Genomic DNA, 19,437 nt, shown 5'->3' with positions numbered 1-19,437 from the left:
GCTCAGGAGGCCTTCGACTCGGCGTAGGCCTTCGCGTGCGCGAGGGTGGCGCAGCTGTTGGTGGACAGCGCCGTGTGCACGTACGCGCGGGCGTCGGCGACGGTGGCTTCGTCTCCGAGGATGCGCGCGATGTTCTCCGTGTTGAGGCTGACGGTGTGCTGCGAGGATGCGGCGGTGCCCTCGTCGGTCTCGACGAACGTCCACTCGCCGGTGTGCAGGGTCATCAGCGCCGGCAGGGTGACCTGCTTGTAGGCGATCTTGTCGTGGGGGAAGACCACCCGGTACGACTTGGTGGTGTGCACCGAGCCGTCCTTGGCGCGGGTGTCCATCTCCAGCTCCTGCAGGCCCGGGGTGTCCTCCTCGAGGCGCACCACGGCCACGTGCGGGAGCCGCTCGGCCCACAGCTGGGCCTCGTTGATGAAGTCGAACACGTCCTTGGCGGAGCCCGCGACCTGGACGGTGTCGGTGAAGGAGAAGGTCAGCTCCTCGGTCTCCGCGGCGTGCGCCGCCTCGACGTTGACCTTGAGCGCGGCCAGCTCGGAGGTGCTGTTCTTGTCTACCGCCTGCGCGATCCACAGCAGGTCGTGCGCGTCGTCGTTGATGGCGCTGTAGTCGTGCAACAGCCGGACGCGGGACTCCGCCTCGCCGAGCGGCTCGACGATCCAGGTACCGCCCATGTGCTTGACGGGCTCCGCCGGGACCTCCTGGCGGAAGGTGATGCGCAGGCCCGCCGGGTCCAGGGTGCGGCGCGAGGTCCAGTTCTTCGGCCGGCCGTTGGCGGTCGCCCAGATCCGGATCTTCTCCTCGGCGCCCCCGGCCTCGACCTGGTCCACGTGGATGGTGGGCGGGAAGATGCGCGGCCAGTTGCTCACGTCCGCGAGCAACTGGTACACGGCGGCGGCCGGGGCGCCGACGGTGATCTCGTGCTCGACCTCACGCGTGGTCATGACGGGTTCTCCTCAGGTGGTGTTCGGGGGGTGCGTGGGGGCGGGCCCTGCTAGAAGTTGCCCAGGCCGCCGCAGACGTTGAGCGCCTGCGAGGTGATGGAGGCGGCGGTGTCCGAGGCCAGGTAGCCGACCAGGCCGGCGACCTCCTCCGGGGTGGAGTAGCGGCCGAGCGGGATCTTCGCCTGGAACTTCTCGAGGATGGCGTCCTCGGAGGTGTCGTAGGCGGCCGCGTAGCCCTGGCGGACCTTCTGGGCCATCGGGGTCTCGACGTACCCGGGGCAGACCGCGTTGACGGTGATGCCGGTGGGGGCCAGCTCGTTGCCCAGCGCCTTGGTGAAACCGACGACGCCGTGCTTGGAGGCGGAGTACGGAGCGCCGAGGACGACGCCCTGCTTGCCCGCGGTGGAGGCGATGTTGATGATCCGGCCGCGGTCCTTGTGCCGCATGCCGCCGGTGCTGAGCACGGCGCGGGTGACGCGGAAGACGCTGTTGAGGTTCGTCTCGATGACGTCCTGCCACAGCTCGTCGGTGATGTCGGCGGTCGGTCCGCCGCCGGACCGGCCGGCGTTGTTGACCACGACGTCGACGGTGCCGAAGCGGTCGACGGCGGCCTGGACGAAGGCGTCCACCGAGGCGGTGTCGCGGACGTCGACGACCGCGCCGTCCACGTCCAGGCCCTCGGCCTGGAGCTCCTTGACGGTGGCGGCGATGTTGTCGGCGTTGCGGGCGCCGATGAACACCTTGTGGTTCTGCGAGGCGAGCAGACGCGCCGAGGCGAGGCCGATGCCGCTGGTGGCGCCGGTGACGACGGCGACCTTGGGGGTGGCGTGCTGGGTCATGTCCGGATCCCTTCAGGCAGCCGTGGCAGGCGCGAGCTGCATGTTGACGACGTCGATGAAGGTCCGCGGCGTGTGCGCGTCGTTGACGGCCTCCTCGTCGAGGGAGATGCCGCACTCGCGCTCGATGAGGCTGCCGGCCTCCAGCAGGGCGAGGGACTCGTAGCCGAGCACGTCGAACTCGGTGTCGAGGATGTCGCCGTCCAGGTCGACGCCCTCGGCCACGCCCGCGGCCTCCTTCAGGATGCGCTTGAGGTCGTCGAGGGTGAACGCCTTGGTGGCCATGGTGGAGTCCCTTTCATCATGATGTTGCGTGGGTGGTGGTGTACGTGCGGACGAGGCCGCCCTACTCGGCGGCGCGCACGACCATGGCGGAGTTGAACCCGCCGCTGCCGCGGGCCAGGACCAGCGCGGTGCGCACCGGTGCCGGGCGCGGCTGGCCCAGGACCAGGTCGAGCAAGTAGTCCGGGCACGGGTCGACGTGCACGGTGGGCGGGATGATCCCGTCGCGGATGGCGAGGAAGGCGGCGACCAGGTCCAGCGGGGCCGCGCCCGAGTACAGGCGTCCGGTCATTGTCTTGGGCACGGTCACCGGGACGGCCCGGGCTCCGAAGACGGCGGTGATCGCCTCGGCCTCGATGCGGTCCGGCTCGGGGTCGCCGGCGCCGTCGGCGAAGACGACGTCGATGTCGCCGGAGTCGACGCCCGCGTCGGCGAGGGCGAGCTCGATGGCCTTGCGCAGGCCCGGCTCGCGGCCGCTGCCGGGCCTGGGGTCCATCGTCGAGCCGTGGCCGGCGATCTCGCCGTAGATGCGGGCGCCGCGGGCGCGCGCCGCGTCGGCGTCCTCGGTGATGAGGATCGCGCCGCCCTCGCCGGGCACATAACCGCGGGAGTCGCGGTCGAAGGGCAGGTAGGCGCGGGCGGGCTCGTCGCTGGTGGACAGCTTGCCGGTGGACAGCTGGGCCACCCAGCCCCACGGGCAGATGGAGGCGTCGACGGCTCCGGTGACGATCAGCGAGGTGCCCTTGCGGATCTGGCGGCGGGCGTGGGCGACGGCGTCGAGGCCGCCGGCTCCCTCGCTGACCACGACGCCGGCCGGGCCCTTCATGCCGTTGCGGATCGAGATCTGGCCGCTGTTGACGGCGTAGAACCAGGCGAAGGACTGGTACGCCGAGACGTGCTGGCTGCCCCGGCCCCACAGGCTCTGCAGCTCACCCTGGCCGAACTCGAAGCCGCCCGCGGCCGAGGCCGTGATGACGCCCATGTCGAACCCGGACATCTCCGCGGGGTCGACGCCCGCGTCCTGCAGCGCCCAGTCCGTGGCCACCAGCGCGAGCCGGGTGACCCGGTCGGTCTGCGGCAGGATGCGTGAGGGCAGGTGGTCCTCGGCGACGAAGCCGGGGACCTCACCCGCCAGGCGGGCGGGGTAACTTGACGGGTCGAAGCGGGTGATCCGGCCGATGCCGTTCTTTCCGCCAAGAGTCGCCGACCAGTAGTCCTTGACACCCAGCCCGTTGGGGGAGGCGATGCCGAGGCCGGTGACCACTACCGACGCGGTCATACGAGGTTCCTTTCAGGGCTGGCCAGCACCATGGCGCTCTGGAAGCCGCCGAATCCGCTGCCGACCGTGAGGACCGCGTCGACCAGCTGTTCCCGCGCGGTAACGGGGACGTAGTCGAGGTCGCACTCGGGGTCGGGCGTCGTCAGGTTGGCCGTGGGCGGTACGAGGTCGTACTCCATGGCCAGGGCGGACGCGGCGATCTCAATGGAGCCGATCGCGCCGAGCGAGTGCCCGACCATCGACTTGATGGAGCTGACCGGCGTGCGGTAGGCGTGGTCGCCGAGACTGCGCTTGAAGGCGGCCGTCTCGTGCCGGTCGTTCTGCTTGGTGCCCGAGCCGTGCGCGTTGATGTAGTCGATCGCCTCGGGGTTCATGCGGGCCTCGCCGAGGGCGATGTTGATGGCCTCGGACATTTCCAGGCCATCGGGGCGCAGGCCCGTCATGTGGTACGCGTTGGAGCGCGTGGCATAGCCGGCGATCTCGGCGTAGATGTGCGCGCCGCGCTTCTTGGCGCTCTCCAGCTCCTCCAGCACGAAGAAGGCGGTGCCCTCGCCCAGCACGAACCCGTTGCGGGTGCCGTCGAAGGGGCGCGAGGCGCTGTGCGGATCGTCGTGGCGGGGGGTGGTGGCCTTGATGGCATCGAAGCAGGCCATCGTGATCGGGGAGATCGGGGCGTCCGAGGAGCCTGCGATCATCACGTCCGCCGACCCCTCGCGGACCAGCTCGACGGCGTAGCCGACCGAGTCGAGGCCGGAGGTACAGCCGGTGGAGACCACGGTGGAGGGGCCCTCGGCGCCCACGGCCCAGGCGACCTCGGAGGCGAAGGAGCTCGGCACCATGTGGTTGTAGAGGTGCGGGACCGCGTAGGCGTGGTCGACCAGGTCGAGCCGGCCGCCGTCACTGACGACCCGGTACTCCTCGTCGAGGCTCATCGTGGCGCCGACCGCGGAGCCCACGGTGACACCGATGCGGTGCGGGTCGATCCCGCCCGGCTCGATGCCGCTGTCGGCGACCGCGCCGCGCGAGGCGACCACCGCGAACTGCGCGGTCCGGTCCAGGCGGCGCACCTCCTGCGCGGTCAGCCCGTGGGCGTACGGGTCGAAGTCGATCTCGGCGGCCACCCGGGAGCGGAAGGGCGCGGGGTCGAAGAAGGTGATCCCGCGGGTGGCGGTGCGGCCCTCGCTCAGCAGGTTCCAGAACCTCTCCTTGCCGACACCACCGGGGGCGAGCACCTCGATTCCGGTGATGACGACGCGTCGGCGGGTCATGCGGACGCTTCCCAGTTGTAGAAGCGTGCGGCCATCGCGTCGGCCGGTGAGCGCCAGGTCTTGGGGTCGTAGGCCTCGATGAAGGGCTTGAGGTCCTGGCTGATCCCGACGAAGCGCGGGTCGCCCTTCGCCTGCTCGATCAGCTCGCCTCCGTTGTCCTCGTCGAAGTCCTGGAGGTGGAAGTACAGGCCCCGGTACGAGAACAACTGGCGGCGCCGCGTTCCCATGCGCCGGGGCATGTCCGTCGCGTCGAATTCGGAGAACAGCCTTGCCACATCGACGGACGAGGCTGCTGCCATCCGGGCGACAATCAACGTGCTGTGCATAAGGTTTGGCTCCTCAGCGTGTGCGCGGGAGAGCGCGGTGCAAACGCGGCCCGTGTGGCGGCCTGAATTCGCCACTGGCTTGACGGTCCCGCCTGGCGATAGCGCGCCGCACGGGGGATTCTCGAATTCCGCCGGAGCGGGTGCACAGTGCGCCTTCTCGTGGATGGGGGGCACGTACGCGGGACGCCCGGCGCCCTGAGCGGGGTGCCGGGCGTCCAGGGCATTGCGGTCCCGTCGCGCCGTGGAAAGCGCGCCGGTTCACTCGCCGGCAGAGCGGGAGTGCACCACGGTGTACGAGTTGATGTACGGGGCGCCGGTGGAGACGGCGCGGACGCGGTTCTGGGCCTCCTGGCGCGCGGCGGACTGCTGCTCCGGGGCCTGGTTGCGGTAGGAGTCGAAGGCCTCCTTGCTGTCCCACTGCGAGTAGGAGACGACGAACTTGCCGTCCAGGCCGCGGGCGCGCAGGCCCTTGAGGACCACGTGCGAGCGGAAGCCGGGGACCTCGGCGAAGAAGTCCTGACCCTTGCCGAGGGCGTCGATGGCCTCGTCCTGGCCGTCGTCGGTCACGGAGAAGACGCCGAGGACGGTGTAGTCGTCGCGGTGCGGGCCGACCTCGACCTTGCCGTCGAGGGCGCCCGAGGTCAGCGTGTAGGCGACCTCGTTCTGCAGCAGCTTGATCGAGGTGGTGATCTCGCCGAAGACGGGGAGGGTGCGGTGCTTGAACTCCTCGCCCTCGTATCGCCGCTCCAGGTCCTCGCCGCTGCGCCACTGGATGAAGTTGGCGGTGCCCAGGCTGTCGACGCCCGCGTGCACGGTGCTGTTCATCCAGCCGTCGTACGTCGCCGCGTCGACGATCTTCCGCATCTCCTCGATCAGGCTGTCCTGCTTCTCAGGCGCGTCGGTGGTGAAGAGGTTGAGGACGGTCAGGTGCTTGTCCTCAAGGGAGATGAAAGGCATTCTTCTTCGCTTCCTGTGGAGGGTACGGACGGAGCGGGACGGAAAAGCGCTCAGCCGGCGGGACCGAACCAGCGGGTGAGAGCGTCGGTGAGGCCTTCGGAGCCGGCGCCTTCGGGCGCGAGCCAGGCGACGTAGCCGTCGGGGCGGACGAGGATGCCGTCCACCGGGGCGTCGCAGTCGGGCTGGTCGGCGCGGACCACCTCGACGCGGTCGGCCCAGCCAGCGACCGCCTCGCGCAGGCCGTGGTCGCCGCCGAGTTCGAGGAGCACGGCGCGGCCGGCGTTCAGCAGCGCGAAGACCGAGGTCTTTTCGCCGTCGACGACGAGTTCCCGGTCGGGCAGGCGCCGGCCGAGCAGCGGGTGGTCGCCCGCGCCGACGTCGTGGCGGATGTCGAGGCCGGTGACCATGCCGACGAGGTGGCGGCGGACCGATTCGTGGTTCTCCACCAGCTCGGTGAAGACCTCGCGCATCGGGGTGATGTCGTCGCCGCCGAGGTAGAGGATGCGCTGGGCGAGCGTGTTGGTCAGGATCCGGGCCCCGACCGGGTGCCGCTCGGCGTGGTAGGTGTCGAGCAGGCCCTCGGGCGCCCGGCCCTGGATGTCCAGGGCGAGCTTCCAGCCGAGGTTCACCGCGTCCTGGATGCCCGCGCTCATGCCCTGCGCGCCGATGGGCAGGTGGATGTGCGCGGCGTCACCGGCCAGGAAGACCCGGCCGCGCCGGTACTCGGTGGCCTGGCGGCTGTTGTCGGTGGTGGAGCTGACCCACAGCGGCGTGGCGCCACTGATGTCCTCGCCCGTCAGGCGCTGCCAGGATGCGGCCACCTCCTCGAAGGTGATCGCCTCGGGGCTCTTGCGCAGAGGCTCGGCGCTGTCGAAGTAGATGACGCGGCTGCGGTCCGGGCCGATGGGGATGACCATCACCATGCCGCCGGGGACGCGCTCGCCGCTGAAGCGCGGGCGCAGCGGTACGCCGGCCACGTCCGCGAAGCGCAGCTCGATGGCCGGCTCGGTACCGGGGAAGTCGATGCCGGCGAGCTTGCGCACGATGCTGCGGGCGCCGTCGCAGCCCACCACGTAACGGGCGCGCAGGGTGAGGGTGCCGTCCGCGCCCTGCGCGGTGAGCGTCACGCCCTCGGCGTCCTGGGCCAGGCCGGTGGCCTCGACGCCGCGGCGGATCTCGGCGCCCAGTTCGCGCGCCCAGCCGCCGAGGACGCCCTCGGTACGGGCCTGCGGGATGCCGCGGGCGCCGTACGAGCCGCCTTCGAGCACCTGGTAGTCGAGCGGGACGCCGCCGAAGTGGCCGACCGGAATGACGCCGACCTCGCCGAAGCGGGCGATCAGGCCGCGCTGGGCGAATTCCTCGATGGTCCGCGCAGAAAAGCCGAGCGCCCGGGATTCCATAATCGGCTCGGCAAGTTTGTCAAGGACTATCACCGAGGCTCCATTGAGCCTCAACTCGCCCGCGAGCATGAGTCCGGTGGGCCCGGCTCCCACGACAATGGCATCTACATCAAAGGTGCTCATCCCGCCTCTTCCCACTGGTGTTCGGCCAGTATCACGAGGGCCCGGGCGGGGCGTAAAGACGGATTGATACAGACCTTCGACAATCAATGACAGAAAAGCGTCAGCAATGTCAGATCTTTGTCAGGCGGGGTTGCCCGGACGGGACGGGCCAGGCGCATTCTCAAGGATGACCTCCACCAAAATCCTCGAGGAATCCGGCACCGCAAGCCTTCTTGTGGCGGCCCTTTTGAACCGCTATCTGGTCTCCCTCGACGACGAAGAGCTCGACGACGCCTGGGCGGCGGAGCTGTTCACCCCGGACGCGGTGGTGGCCTTCCCGCCGATGAGCCGGCACGAGGGCACCGAGGGCATGGCCGGGTTCCACCGCAAGGCCCTGTCGTCCTTCGCCGCCACCCAGCACCTGGGCTCCCCGGCCGTGGTCGTCCTGGACGGGGACCGGGCCACCCTCCGCGCCAACCTGATCTCCACCCAGGTGCACCACCCGCGCCACGTCCCGCCGCAGGGCGTGCTCGCGCCGCTGTTCACCACCGGCACCTTCGTCAACGGCGAGGCCCTGCGCACCCCCGTCGGGTGGCGGCTGACCCTGCTGTCCTTCCGCCTGCTGTGGGCGGACGGCACTCCTCCGCCGGTCGCGTAGGCGCGCGCGATACGGGTGAGCGCGCGGCGCAGCCGGGAAGGCTGCCGCCGCGCGCTCGGGTGCCGGGGCTGCGGTGGTGCGCAGGTACTGCTCAGGTGTTGAGGGTCAGTACCCGGTCGACCTCGATCTCGATCACCACCCGGCCGGGCGGGTTCGGCGGCGCCGACCAGTACCGCTTGGCGTACCGCTTGACTCCCTCGGCCACCCGCTCAGGTTCGCGCACCACCGTGCCGGAGCCCTCCAGCGTGACCCAGGTGAAGCCCTGCACCTGGCAGATCGCCACCCGGCCGCCGGGGTCGGTCAGCAGGTTGCGCGCCTTGCGCGAGGAGGCGACGGTCATGACCCGGACAAGGCCGGCCGTCCCGTCCCAGGTGAACCGTACGGGCGCCGTGTGCAGTGTCCCGTCGGGCCTGACGGTGGTGAGCACGCCCGCGTGCTCGGGGTCGTTGAGAAACGCCTCGACCGAGGGCGACACCTGCGGTGCGCCGGCGCGCTGCTTCGACAGCGACATCGGGTGATTCCTTTCTTTCGCTGGTGCTCGACGGCCGCGGCGAGGCCGGCGGCGCTGTCCCGCACGGGGGCGGACCCGGCGGTGGCCGAACCGGGCCGCCAGGCGGCCCGGGTCCAGGCAGGCAGCGTGCAAAAGACCGCTCGGCCGGGGCTGGAGCGGCGCTACGCGATGGATCGAGTTCCGCTCGGAACCGTCTGGTTTCGGCCATGGGCCACCCGGGGGGCCGGGCCGACGGGGGCGGCCGACGGCCGGATCCGCACCCGTACGGCGAGCCGGACAACACGGCGCAGCCGCGCGACGCGAATGGCCGGGTGAGCGCAGAGTTGACATCCTCCCCCTCTCAAAAGAGGGGGATTCCAACCCAGTTGGGTTGAGGTTCACGGATACTCGAGCGGCGACTGGTGGCCGCTGTCGTCCCTCCGGCACCGGCTGATCGCCGGGGGCGAGGAATCCCGCCCTGTCCTGCCGCGACGTTGACTGCTGCATTGGTGTCCGCGTTGCAGGTGAAGCCGCAGAAGGAACAGACGAACTCGGCTTGACTCTTGCGCGAGTTCATTCACCCCCGGCCTGAAGGCCAGGGCACCCTGCAAGGAAACGAGGTGGGTGGAGAGCCGAGCGGAGAGAGGACCGGCAAGCCGGTCGGCCGGTGGTGTCCCGTACGACACGGGCTAGTCGATACCGCGGACGATGGTGGACTCCTCGAGGAACTCCGCGTCGTCCTCGTCCACGCCGGCCAGCCGCAGCGGCGGCGCGACCCCCAGCGGGACCAAGCCGAAGAAGAACATCTCGACCTCCCGGAAATCTTGCCTGATGTCGTAGGTGAACATGGGCGGCTCCTTCACGATGAGTCGTCCCACGGTGTCAAGACCCGCTAGGGATCCACTCGACGTCGGATCGCTCACCGATCGAGTGAAGGCGGAAGCGTGCCGCCCGCTGAGCGGCCGAGCCGCGCCGCTGGGCGATCCGCGGCGGCTCGTCCCCTTCGAGGACGGCGAGCACCTGGGCGAGCGTCGTCTCGGCGCTGGTGGCGGGCAGTTCGCGCAGCAGCCGCGCGCAGTGGCCGACCAGACGGACCGCATCGGCTCCGGACATCCGGGACCGGTCGTGTGCGGCGGTCAGCGTCAGCGAGCCGTCGGGGCCGCGCTGCGTGAGCAGGGCCACGGGGAAGGCGGTGTGCGCACCGCTCGCGTACAGCGGCTCGATCCGCACGCCGTGGTCGGCCAGCCCGGCGCGCAGCTCCCGCGGCGGGCGCGGCACGCTTCCGACGGCTACCAGGCTCGCCAGCAGCGGCCCGCCGCCCGTGGCCCGGCCGGTCCACTCGTGGATCTGCCCGGCGGAGACCCACTCGTACGCCGCCATGTCCAGCGCGCGGTCGCGCAGCACCGTCAGCAGCCGCCCCAGCCGGTGCGCCGGATCGACCTGGACGGACATCGGCAGGCAGTTGCGCATCGGCGCGGGCAGCCGCTCAACGGCCTCCAGGGCGATGCCGCGCCCCGAAACGGTGACGCCGAATCCGACCTGCGCGGGGCCGCTCAGGCCCGCGCCGCGATACAGCAGCATCGCCCAGACCGCCTGCAGTGCACTGGAGTCGGGCACCGCCTGGGCCGCGGCCCAGCGGTACAGCCGCTCGGCCTCCTGGGCCGACAAGCGCGCCTCGGCGCGGCCGCAGCCGCTCTCCAGGGTGTCCGGGCCGGGCGCGGCGGGCAGCACGGCAGGCGCGCCCTCGGGTACCGTCCGGGTCCAGAACTCCCGTGCCGGGCCCGGGTCCTGGTGCTCCAGCCAGCGCGCCCAGTCGCGGATGTCGGGCCGCCTCTCCCCTCCGGGCAGCGCGCCGCCGGCCAGATAGGCCCGGTAGAACTCGTCCAGGAGGACGAACACGCTCCAGGCGTCCAGCAGTCCGTGGTGGAAGGTGAGCAGCACGCGCGCGGCGGGCGCCGGGTCGTCGACCAGGGTGACCCGCAGCGGTCCGGGGCCGCGCAGGTCGAAGCCGCGCAGCCGGTCGCGTTCCACCAGCTCGTCCCAGTCGACGCCGCCGGCCCGGTGGCGTACGACCTCGACGGCGGCCCGGTCGTGCAGGACCACGCGCGGCCACGGCTCCCAGTCGACGGCGGCGCGCAGCACCGTCTCCCGGTCGGCGACGGACTGCCAGGCCGCGGTGAACCGCTCGGTGTCCAGCGGTCCGCACCAGCGCCAGGACAGCTGCTCGACGTGGCGGCCGGTGCCGCGGTGCTCCAGTGAGTCCAGCAGCAGGTCGTGCTGCCACCAGGTCAGCGGCAGGGCGGAGCCTGCCTGGCGACCGCCTCGTCCCCGGCCCGCGCGCGGGCGGCTCGGCCTGGCCATGTGGTCGCCCTCCTCCGGTCCAGATCATCCCGTACGGGGCGCCCGGAACGCCGGACGACCCGGAGAGCGGGGCGCCCGAGGGCGCGGTACTCCCGGGTCCACTGTGGAGCAACCCGCTGCCGGGGACCTGGCAGAGCGCTGGCGCGCCTCGAAGTCCGCCGCAGAGCACCTCAAGCCCCGGACCCTCAAGCCCCGGACCCGGGCCGCAGGTCAGCTCGCGCTCTGGTTCATCGCCGACAGGAACCCCTGGTCGAGCATGGTCCCCACCGACGTGTCGTTCGCGGTGTACAGCCCCGCGTCGTGGCAGGCCGTGCTCAGCAGGTAGCGGCCCATCACCGGGTGCGTGGCGAAGCCCCACTCCCCCCGGGTCGCCGCGCTGCCGTCCGCGGCGTGCAGCCGCGCGCCCGTCAAGCCGGACTCCTTGAAGCCGAACTCCTTGAAGCCCAGCCGCAGCCCCTGCCCGAGCGCCTTGCTGTACGCCTCTTTGAGGGTCCACAGCTTCAGCGCGTACGGGACCCGCTCCGCCTCCGGCAACCCGGCGATCTCCGCCGCCTCGGCCGGGGTCAGGATCTGCGCCTCCAGCAGGTCCAGCCGTACGTTGCGGCTGGCCAGCTCCACGTCCACGCCGATCCGGCCCGTGCGGCTCAGCCCGACGGCGATCAGGTCGCCGGTGTGGGACAGGCTCAGCTCGATCTGGTCGAAGCCGCGCAGATAGGGGCGCCCTCCCAGCCGGTAGGCCAGGTCGAGGTACTCCGGCGGGATGCCGAGCGCCGCCGCCGCCGTGTACTTGATGAGCAGCCGGGCGGCCGCGAAGCGGTAGCGCACGGTGGCGTCGGGGGTACGCCGGTAGCGGTCCCAGTCCGGCCCGAGCAGCTCGCGCAGCCGGGGTGTGGTCAGCACGCTGGGCAGCCATTCGCTCCAGGTCGTGTGGACCACCGCGTTGCCGAGCCCGGTCAGGTTCTCCTTCACCCCGTGCCACGGACCGTGCGGCCGCGGCACACGAAGGGGGGCGGCGCATCTCACCTGGTCCATCGTCGTCTCCTGCGTGTAGTGCCGTCCGTCCCGGTCCCGCGAGGCGGACGGCGATCTGGCCGAGGCGTTCGTCCACCGCCCCGACACGTCTCCGGTGCCGTGACCCGAAGGCGGGCGGGCGAGGTCACCGCACGCCTCAGCCCGCCAGCGCCGTCCCGTACAGGTCGAGGCTCCGCCCCTCCCGGCACCGCTCCAGCACCTCACCGAGCACCGAGCCCACCACGCTCTCGGGAAGGTTCGGCACCACCGCCCCCAGCCGCCGCGCGATCCGGCTCAGCGCGAGCAGGGCCCAGGCGGGCTCCTCCAGGAACGATCCGGTCCCGGCCTGCCCCTCCCACATGCCGAGTACCGCCGCCGCCGCGAGCACCAGCGCGTACCGGTCGGCCAGCGCGCAGGCCTGCGCATCGAATCCGGTGCCGCCGACCGGCGCGCTCAACGCGGCGCACCGCGCCCTCAGCACCCGCAGCTCCGCCACGAACGCCTGCGCGAGCCCCGCCAGCACCGCGTGCGGCGACCCGTCGGCGTACCCGGAGCGCCCCTTCGCCAGCCGGCCCGCCGCGCCGACCAGAGTCGCCGTCAGCAGGTCGTCCGTACCGGAGTGCGCGAGGCGCCGGTGGTCGAACGGGGGCAACGGCGCCCCCGGTTCGAACAGCCCCGCCGGCGGCTCCGGTGTACGGAACCACGCCGTGCGCGCCAGCGCCGGCAGCTGCGGCACCAGCACCGCCTGGCATACGGCCGTCCCCGCGTGTCCGAGACCGGCCACCGGCAGGTCCCGTACGAGCTTCTGAAAGCCGCCGTGCAGCGGCCCGCGGTCGTACCCGCGGGCGCCGAGCACGGTCGCCAGCTCCTCCAGGTCCTCACGCAGCAGGTCCGGCATCGTGTACTTGACCGCGGCGGCCAGCAGGTACGAGTCCTCCGGCAGCAGGCTCATCGCCCGCAGCCCGGTGACGGCCATGCTGTCGCAGGCCAGCAGGTCCGCGAAGACCCCGGCGAGCACCTTTTGCCACCGGCGGGCAGGCCATCCGTCGGGCCGGTTCTCCACGGCCGCGCGCACCGCCTGGCGCAGCACGCTGTCCACGCCGGCCAGCACCACGCCCGGAATCAGACAGTGGCTGATCTGGAAGCTGCGCAGCGCCAGCGACACCCCTTCGCCGACCTCGCCGACCAGCGCCTCGGGCCCCGCGGCCACATCGGCGAATTCGAGTCCGGAGAAGTGAGCGCCGCGCATGCCCGGCATCTCGACCCTGCCCAGCCTGCGCACCTCGCCAAAGGCGGGCGGCTCGGGGCCGAGCAGCAGCACGGAGTGGCTGCGCGGACCCTCCTCGCGCGCGGTGCGCGCGTACACGACGAAGGCCTCGGCGCGGTGGGCGTTGATGACCGCGTCCTTGTGCCCGTTGAGCACCCAGCCGCCGTCCGGACCGGGCTCCGCCTCGACCTCGTTGCGCAGAATCGCGTTGGCGTGCGCCACCTCGCGGTGCACGATCGTGACCCGGCCTCCGTCGAGGAGGTGCGCGGCCAGCGCCCGGCGCTGCGGCTCGTCCCCCGCGGTCCACACCGCGCAGGCGGCGAAGAGCGAGGTGATGCCGAATCCGTAGCCGAGCGCGAGATCGCGGCGGAACAACGGGCGCAGTACCCGCGCGAGTTCCTCCAGATCGGTGAGCCGGCCGCCGAGGTCGTACGGGACGAACTCGGCGCCCAGGCCCGCCTCGGCGAGCAGTGCCTCGGTGGCCGCCGGCGCGTCGCGGGCCTCGTCGGCGCGCAGCAGCGCCAGGTGTCCGTGCGGGTTGTCCGGATCAAGGGGGTCGCCGAGGGCCGCCTCCAGCCGGGCGGCGCGCTCGGACGCGGTGGCGGGCGCCGCCTCACCTTCGTCCCGTGCGGGGACCATGGTGTCCTGGACCGCGGTCACAGGACACGGATCGAGTCGATGGCGTACTGCGCGGCGTGGCGCAGTACGGACAGGCCTGCCTGGCCCATCGCCTCGCGCACGTGCCGGCCGGCGGCCACCGCGTCGGTGCCCTCGCCCAGCACGCTCTCCATGTTCTCCTCGCACAGCAGCACGCTGTGCCGGGCCGTCAGGTTCACCCCGGACCCGTCGGGCTCGATCGACCACTCGCCGGTATGCGCGGTCAGCAGGGGCGAGGTCCGGGTCTGCTTGTAGCAGATGCGCTGGGTGCCCGGGAAGCAGATGCGCACCGATTCGGTGCTGTGCGCGCCGCCGTCGACGGACAGGCTGCCCATGGACATCAGCTGTACTCCCGGCTCGTCCTCGACCAGGTCGACCCGGTTGACGTGCGGGAGGCCGGCGGGCCAGTCCCGCGCCCGGTACAGGAAGTCGAACACCGGCTCGCCGGGGGCGTCGACCCGTACGGTGTCCTCGAAGGACCACACCAGGTCGTCCAGACGCGTCCAGCGCTCGGCGAGCTCGGCCAGCCGGTCCAGCTGGGCGCGGCTGTTGTCGCGGGTGACCTGCTCGACCCAGGCCACGTCCGCCGGCACGTCCCGGGCGACGGTGAAGGAGTGCTGCAGGATCACCTTGGCGGCGTACTCACCCAGCGGCACCACCGTCCACACGCCGCTCATGGACCGCGTGGGCGCGGCAGGCAGGTCATGGGTGAACTCCACGCGCAGCCGCTCCACGTCCAGGTGCCGGCTGGACACCCAGGACTTGACGGTCTCGCCCGCGGTGACCCACATGCGCAGCCGCTCCCGCTTCCCGTCGAAGTCGAGCTGCTCGACATGGACACAGGGCTGGAAGAACAACGGCCACCGGGTGGCGTCCGCGATCAGCCCGTACATCACTCCGGCCGGGGCCGCCGCGATCACTTCGTGGACCGTGCGGTGCACACGCGCATCCGACATCTTCCACACCCTCCTCATTGGTACGCCGGCCGGCTCCGACCGGCGGCGTCCGGGCTGCGGCGGGACTCCGACCTCCGCCCGGCACGGTGCCATCACTGCGCCGGTGACCTCGCACCGGCGAACCCGTCCGCCTGCCGCTGAGGGCCGCCGACAGACCTTGTCGTGCGGCGCTGGGCTGACGGCCGTACCCACGACACTGTCCGGAACCGCTCGCAGACCGCACGGGCTTGACTGGAGCGCGGCTCCAGCCACCCGCTGCGTCCGCCTCGATCCGAAGGCCCGGCCTCCCCTTTTGGACGTACGCCGGTCTCGCGGGAGGGTTCGAGCCCCCGCCTCTTGAGCCGTCCTCGAGCCCGGCCGCCGAGACTCTCCGGGCGGAAGCTCAGGCGGCGTCGACCTGACGGACAACGCCTCCGGCGTCCCGGGGCAGCTCCCCTTCCCCGGCCCGGCTCGTGACCGCCGCCCACCCGGCCACCCCCGTCCTGGTGGGCGGCTTCGGGCTGCGCGCCGCCGGGGTGTCCAAGACTTCCGCGGCCCCCGCGAGGACCGCGCCGAGAAAGCACTCGGCCCCGTTCTCCTCATCCGCGGCACGGCGCAACAGGGCTCACGCTTCCTCCTGGTACGCCCAGCCGGCCCCGAAGCCCGCGGCCAGCGCGCTCTCCACCTCGTTTCCTTGCGGGGTGCCCCGGCCTTCAGGCCGGGGGTGAATGCGAGCTGCTGCGGAGCAGGGCAGGGGCAGAGGCATCGCCGTCAGGGCGATTCGTCGTCGCCCTGACGGCGTCGAGGGCGATCTCGAGCAGGTGCAGGATCTCGGCGTTGAGGGGCCGCCGGTCGGCGGGGGCTTGAGCGGTGAGCCGGGCGTGGAGTTCTTTGGGGATGCGAAGCGTGAATTTGAACATTCCGCCGGTATGGCGTTATCGCGCTATTACCGTGACGGCATGGCGAAGTTCCGCATGTACCCCACGAGTGCGCAGGAGCAGCAGATGCTGCTGCACTGCGCGCACGCCCGGTACGTGTGGAACCTGGCCGTCGAGCAGCATGCGCATTGGCGCAGGTGGCGCAAGGCCGCGCCCGGTTTCGCTGAGCAGTGCCGGCAGCTCACCGAAGCCCGGCGCGAGAACGAGTGGCTCGGCAGCGGGAACGCGGACGTGCAGCAGCAGGCGCTCAGCCGGTCCGAAGCGGTCCATACGTTCTCCCTCTCCGGCGCGTGCGGTCCCCGCGGCGCCGGTCCGTCGAGCCGCCGGTCTGCGAACAACCGGCCTGCCCACCGTTCCGCAGGCCGGCTCAGGCATCGGCCGCCCGCAACACCGCGGCCGAGTTGAAGCCGCCCCTCCCCCGCGCCAGCACCAGCACGGTCCGCAGCCCGGGCAGCTCCCGCGCCGCGCCCGTCACCAGATCCAGCGGGCAGTCCGCGGCGACCCGCCGCGTCCCGGTGGTCGGGGGCACCACCTTGTCGCGCAGCGCGAGCGCCGCCGCCGCCAGGTCCAGTGAGGAACCCCCGGCGCCCAGCCGGCCCGTCATCGACTTCGGCGCGGTCACCGGCACCCCGCGCGGCCCGAACAGCGCGGCCAGCGCCTCGGCCTCGGCCCGGTCGGCGGCCCGCTCCCCGGCTCCGTCGGCGAACACCACGTCCACCTGGTCCAGTCTCACCCGGGCATCAGCCAGAGCGAGTTCGGCCGCCTCCTTGAGCCGCTCCTCCCCGGGCTCGCCGTCGAAGGTCGCCGCGTACCCGGCCACCACGGCGTACCCGCTGACGCCGCGCGCGGTGGCGGCCGCCGCGTCCTCCAGCACCAGCAGCGCGCCGCCCTCACCCACGACATGGCCGCGGGCCTCCGCGTCGAAGGGCCGGTAGGCCCGCGCCGGATCGGGGTCGGTGCTCAGCCGGCCGTCTGCCAGGTGCGCGGCCCAGCCCCAGGGGCACAGCGCCGAGTCGACGCCTCCGGTCACCATGAGGCCCACGCCCTTGCGGATCTCGCGCCGGGCGCGGGCGAGCGTGTCGATCCCGCCCGCCTGCTCGCTGACCATGGCGGAGGCGGGGCCGCGCAGCGTATGCCGGATGGAGATCTCGGCGGTTCCCGCCGCGTGGAACCAGGCGAAGGACTGGTACGCGCTGACGTACTGGGCGCCCTTGCCCCACAATGCCTCCAGCCCTCGCTGGCCGAACTCGGTGCCGCCTGCGGAGCTGGCCGTGATCACGCCCGCCCGGTAGCCGGGCAGCGCGGCCGGGTCGGCCCCCGAGTCCCCCAGGGCCTCCTTGGCCGCGACCAGGCTCAGGCGGGTTACCCGGTCGGTGGAGGGGAGCAGGCGGCTGGGGATGTGGTCCTCGTCGACGAAGCCGCGGATCTCGCCCGCGATCCGCACCGGGTAGCCGGAGGCGTCGAAGCGGGTGATCGGGACGATGCCGCTGCGGCCCTCCAGCATGGCGCTCCACCAGGCCTCGGTACCCAGCCCGTTGGGCGCGGCCACGCCGATGCCGGTGACCAGCACCCGGGCCCGGCTGCGCACGCCCCCGCTCGCGCTGTTGACGCCGCTCATGCCATCTCCCGCAGCCGGGGCCGGGTCAGCACGGTGGCGGCGTGAAAGCCGCCGAAGCCGCTGGCGACGCTGAGCACCGTACTGGTGCGCTGCTCGCGGGCGAACAGCGGTGTGTAGTCCAGGTCGCAGGTCGGGTCGGGCTCGTGCAGGTTGGCGGTCGGCGGCACCGTACTGTGCTTGATGGCCAGCACGCTGGCCACCACGTCCAGGGCTCCGGCGGCGCCGAGCGCGTGTCCGATCATCGATTTGATGGAGCTGACCGGGACGCACCGGGCGTGGTCGCCCAGTCCCCGCTTGAAGGCGTGCGTCTCATGCCGGTCGTTGTGCAGGGTGCCGGCCCCGTGCGCGTTGATGTAGTCCACGTCGACCGGGTTCAGCCGCGCCTCGTCGAGTGCCGCCCGGATGGCGTCGGCCATTTCCTGGCCGCCCGGCCGCAGCCCCGTCATGTGGTGCGCGCTGCTGTACGAGGCGAAGCCGGACAGCTCCGCGTACGCGTGGGCGCCCCGGCGGCGCGCGTGCTCCAACTCCTCCAGGATCACCACGGCCGCGCCCTCGCCGAGCACGAAGCCGTCGCGGGTGCGGTCGAAGGGGCGCGAGGCGGTGGCGGGGTCCTCGTTGCGGGGGCTGGTGAGGCGGATGCGGTCGAAGCAGGCCATGGCGATGGGAGAGATCGGTGCCTCCGCCCCGCCCGCGATCATCACGTCGGCGCTGCCCTCGCGGATCAGCTCGGCGGCGTGCCCGATCGCGTCCAGGCCCGAGGTGCAGCCGCTGGAGACCAGGCTGACCGGGCCCTGCGCGCCGCTGTCGCGGGCCACGGCGGCCGCCAGCGAGCTGGGCACGAAGTAGTCGTAGAGGCACTCGGCGGCCCGGGAGTGGTCGACGGTCCAGGTGCTGCCGAAGTCGCTCAGCAGCGCGTACTGGGTGGCGAGCCCGGTGGTGCAGCCTGCCGCGTTGCCCAGACTGACCCCGGTGCGCAGCCGGTTCCCTGCGGCCAGTACGGCGTGCAGGCCACTGTCGGCCACCGCCTCCCGGGCGCTGACCAGCGCGAACTGGGCGGCCCGGTCCATGCGTTCGGTGTCGGCGAGGGTGAAGCCGTGCGCGGCGGCGTCGAAGTCGACCTCGGCGGCGACCTGCGAGCGGTAGCTGGCGGCGTCGAAGAGGGTGACGCCCCGGGTGGCGGTACGGCCCGAGGTCAGCAGGGACCAGAAGTTGGCGGTGCCGACGGCTCCGGGGGCCACCACGCCGACCCCGGTGATGACCACGCGCTTCACCGCACACCCCCCGCGCTCGCGCTCGCCGCGGTCCCGGCGGCATCCGCCGCCTCGTACTCGCGGCAGGCCTCGCCGACCAGGGCCGGCAGTACGTCCGCGCCCGCGAAGAAGTGGTCGCCGTCGACGGTGCGTACGGTGATCGGACCGGTGGTCCACTGCCGCCACTCTTCAAGGGCGGCGGGCACGGCGAGCGGATCGTCACTGCCCGCGAAGACGAGCAGGGGCAAGTCCACGGATCCGCCGGTGACGGGGTCCAGGGCCGCCTGGCGCAGTGCTCGGGCCAGGCGCAGGTCGTCGCGCAGGACAGGCAGCACACTGCGGTGCCATAGCCCGCCGGGGTGGGCGGCTGCTCCCTTGGGCAGCGAGCCGAGCTCACCCAGGAGGGGCAGCAGCAGTTCGTCGGAGTGTTCCGCCGCGGCCACCAAGGCGGCACTGGCGTGCGGGGGCAGGCAGGCGCCCACCGCGAGGAACAGGGGCGGCGGCACCCCGGCGTCCGCCAGCGCCCGGGTGAGCGTGTACGCCACCAGGGCGCCCAGACTGTGGCCGTACAGCGCGTACGGTCCGGACCGGGCCGCCTCCAGCAGCGGAGGCAGCAGATCCGCCAGGAGTCCTGCGCGCTCGGTGATGCGCGGCTCCCGCCGCCGGCTGTCACGGCCCGGCAGCACCAGCGCCGCGACGTCCACGCCCGGCCCGGCCGCGACGGGCCAGCGACGGTAGCTGGCCACCCCCGCGCCCGCGTGGGCAAGGCAGTGGAGCCGTACCCGCCGCCCCACCGCCCCCTCTACCGCCGTCAGCGAAGCCATCGGTCGCCCTCCTCAGGGAAGCTGTGCGGAA

General features: G+C 72.4%; 20 protein-coding genes. 2 read left to right on the top strand and 18 right to left on the bottom strand.

Features of this window, described 5'->3' with window-relative positions:
- Positions 1-2: 2 nt before the first annotated feature.
- From ACZ4N5_RS37230 to ACZ4N5_RS37195, 8 genes are all read right to left on the bottom strand, one after another.
- On the bottom strand, positions 3-947 hold the full coding sequence (locus tag ACZ4N5_RS37230) for an aromatase/cyclase (RefSeq protein WP_467761448.1): 945 nt from the start codon (positions 945-947) through the stop codon (positions 3-5).
- A gap of 50 nt (positions 948-997) precedes the next feature.
- Positions 998-1,786 carry a 3-oxoacyl-ACP reductase FabG gene (fabG, locus tag ACZ4N5_RS37225; RefSeq protein ID WP_328663440.1) on the bottom strand — a complete coding sequence of 263 codons (789 nt, stop codon included), beginning with the start codon at positions 1,784-1,786 and terminating at the stop codon, positions 998-1,000.
- 12 nt (positions 1,787-1,798) lie between these two features.
- On the bottom strand, positions 1,799-2,068 hold the full coding sequence (locus ACZ4N5_RS37220) for an acyl carrier protein (RefSeq protein WP_326783021.1): 270 nt from the start codon (positions 2,066-2,068) through the stop codon (positions 1,799-1,801).
- Between the two features lie 61 nt (positions 2,069-2,129).
- Positions 2,130-3,344, bottom strand: a complete 1,215-nt coding sequence (locus ACZ4N5_RS37215; RefSeq protein WP_467761447.1) for a ketosynthase chain-length factor — start codon at positions 3,342-3,344, stop codon at positions 2,130-2,132.
- Positions 3,341-4,612 (bottom strand): beta-ketoacyl-[acyl-carrier-protein] synthase family protein, encoded by a 1,272-nt coding sequence (locus ACZ4N5_RS37210; RefSeq protein WP_467761446.1) that lies wholly within the window; start codon positions 4,610-4,612, stop codon positions 3,341-3,343. Before ACZ4N5_RS37210 ends, ACZ4N5_RS37215 begins: the two co-directional genes overlap by 4 nt.
- Complete coding sequence (locus tag ACZ4N5_RS37205) at positions 4,609-4,938, bottom strand: TcmI family type II polyketide cyclase (protein ID WP_467761445.1); 330 nt, start codon at positions 4,936-4,938, stop codon at positions 4,609-4,611. Before ACZ4N5_RS37205 ends, ACZ4N5_RS37210 begins: the two co-directional genes overlap by 4 nt.
- Before the next feature lie 258 nt (positions 4,939-5,196).
- Complete coding sequence (locus tag ACZ4N5_RS37200) at positions 5,197-5,895, bottom strand: antibiotic biosynthesis monooxygenase family protein (RefSeq protein WP_467761444.1); 699 nt, start codon at positions 5,893-5,895, stop codon at positions 5,197-5,199.
- Positions 5,896-5,945: 50 nt separating this feature from the next.
- Entirely contained in the window at positions 5,946-7,418 is a 1,473-nt protein-coding gene (locus ACZ4N5_RS37195) for an FAD-dependent monooxygenase (protein ID WP_467761443.1), read from the bottom strand.
- 166 nt (positions 7,419-7,584) lie between these two features.
- On the opposite strand from ACZ4N5_RS37195, the gene ACZ4N5_RS37190 reads away from it, so the two are divergent.
- Positions 7,585-8,055, top strand: a complete 471-nt coding sequence (locus ACZ4N5_RS37190) for a nuclear transport factor 2 family protein (RefSeq protein WP_326783027.1) — start codon at positions 7,585-7,587, stop codon at positions 8,053-8,055.
- A 91-nt stretch (positions 8,056-8,146) separates the two neighbouring features.
- Here ACZ4N5_RS37190 and ACZ4N5_RS37185 read toward each other — a convergent pair whose 3' ends face one another.
- From ACZ4N5_RS37185 to ACZ4N5_RS37155, 7 genes are all read right to left on the bottom strand, one after another.
- Positions 8,147-8,566, bottom strand: coding sequence for a pyridoxamine 5'-phosphate oxidase family protein (locus ACZ4N5_RS37185; protein ID WP_467761442.1), 420 nt, complete (start codon positions 8,564-8,566; stop codon positions 8,147-8,149).
- Between the two features lie 668 nt (positions 8,567-9,234).
- Positions 9,235-9,393, bottom strand: a complete 159-nt coding sequence (locus ACZ4N5_RS37180; RefSeq protein ID WP_467761441.1) for a hypothetical protein — start codon at positions 9,391-9,393, stop codon at positions 9,235-9,237.
- A 34-nt stretch (positions 9,394-9,427) separates the two neighbouring features.
- Entirely contained in the window at positions 9,428-10,906 is a 1,479-nt protein-coding gene (locus ACZ4N5_RS37175) for a condensation domain-containing protein (protein ID WP_467761440.1), read from the bottom strand.
- A gap of 210 nt (positions 10,907-11,116) precedes the next feature.
- Positions 11,117-11,938 (bottom strand): 4'-phosphopantetheinyl transferase family protein, encoded by an 822-nt coding sequence (locus ACZ4N5_RS37170; RefSeq protein WP_467761439.1) that lies wholly within the window; start codon positions 11,936-11,938, stop codon positions 11,117-11,119.
- Positions 11,939-12,074: 136 nt separating this feature from the next.
- Positions 12,075-13,844 carry an acyl-CoA dehydrogenase gene (locus ACZ4N5_RS37165; RefSeq protein ID WP_467761438.1) on the bottom strand — a complete coding sequence of 590 codons (1,770 nt, stop codon included), beginning with the start codon at positions 13,842-13,844 and terminating at the stop codon, positions 12,075-12,077.
- Positions 13,841-14,797, bottom strand: coding sequence for an aromatase/cyclase (locus ACZ4N5_RS37160; RefSeq protein WP_467761437.1), 957 nt, complete (start codon positions 14,795-14,797; stop codon positions 13,841-13,843). Before ACZ4N5_RS37160 ends, ACZ4N5_RS37165 begins: the two co-directional genes overlap by 4 nt.
- Positions 14,798-15,489: 692 nt before the next feature.
- Entirely contained in the window at positions 15,490-15,696 is a 207-nt protein-coding gene (locus ACZ4N5_RS37155) for a toxin-antitoxin system HicB family antitoxin (protein WP_467761436.1), read from the bottom strand.
- Positions 15,697-15,705: 9 nt separating this feature from the next.
- Here ACZ4N5_RS37155 and ACZ4N5_RS37150 point away from each other — a divergent pair, with 9 nt between their 5' ends.
- Positions 15,706-16,119: a helix-turn-helix domain-containing protein gene (locus tag ACZ4N5_RS37150; protein WP_467761435.1), complete on the top strand. Its 414-nt coding sequence runs from the start codon at positions 15,706-15,708 to the stop codon at positions 16,117-16,119.
- On the opposite strand, the gene ACZ4N5_RS37145 is transcribed toward ACZ4N5_RS37150, so the two are convergent.
- The 3 genes from ACZ4N5_RS37145 to ACZ4N5_RS37135 are packed head-to-tail and all read right to left on the bottom strand — an operon-like array spanning position 16,082 to position 19,406.
- Complete coding sequence (locus tag ACZ4N5_RS37145; protein WP_467761434.1) at positions 16,082-17,332, bottom strand: beta-ketoacyl synthase N-terminal-like domain-containing protein; 1,251 nt, start codon at positions 17,330-17,332, stop codon at positions 16,082-16,084. The two genes, ACZ4N5_RS37150 and ACZ4N5_RS37145, sit on opposite strands and share 38 nt — an antisense overlap.
- Entirely contained in the window at positions 17,329-18,603 is a 1,275-nt protein-coding gene (locus ACZ4N5_RS37140; protein ID WP_467761433.1) for a beta-ketoacyl-[acyl-carrier-protein] synthase family protein, read from the bottom strand. The genes ACZ4N5_RS37145 and ACZ4N5_RS37140 overlap by 4 nt, the downstream gene beginning before the upstream one ends.
- The gene (locus ACZ4N5_RS37135) at positions 18,600-19,406 is read right to left on the bottom strand and encodes a thioesterase II family protein (protein ID WP_326783037.1); all 807 of its coding nucleotides are present in this window, start codon (positions 19,404-19,406) and stop codon (positions 18,600-18,602) included. The genes ACZ4N5_RS37140 and ACZ4N5_RS37135 overlap by 4 nt, the downstream gene beginning before the upstream one ends.
- Between the last annotated feature and the right edge of the window lie 31 nt (positions 19,407-19,437).

It is taken from the genome of Streptomyces sp. NPDC026500 (genome assembly GCF_055567635.1).
The sequence above is the reverse complement of the archived record's forward strand: the minus strand, read 5'-3'. Positions and strand labels throughout refer to the sequence as shown.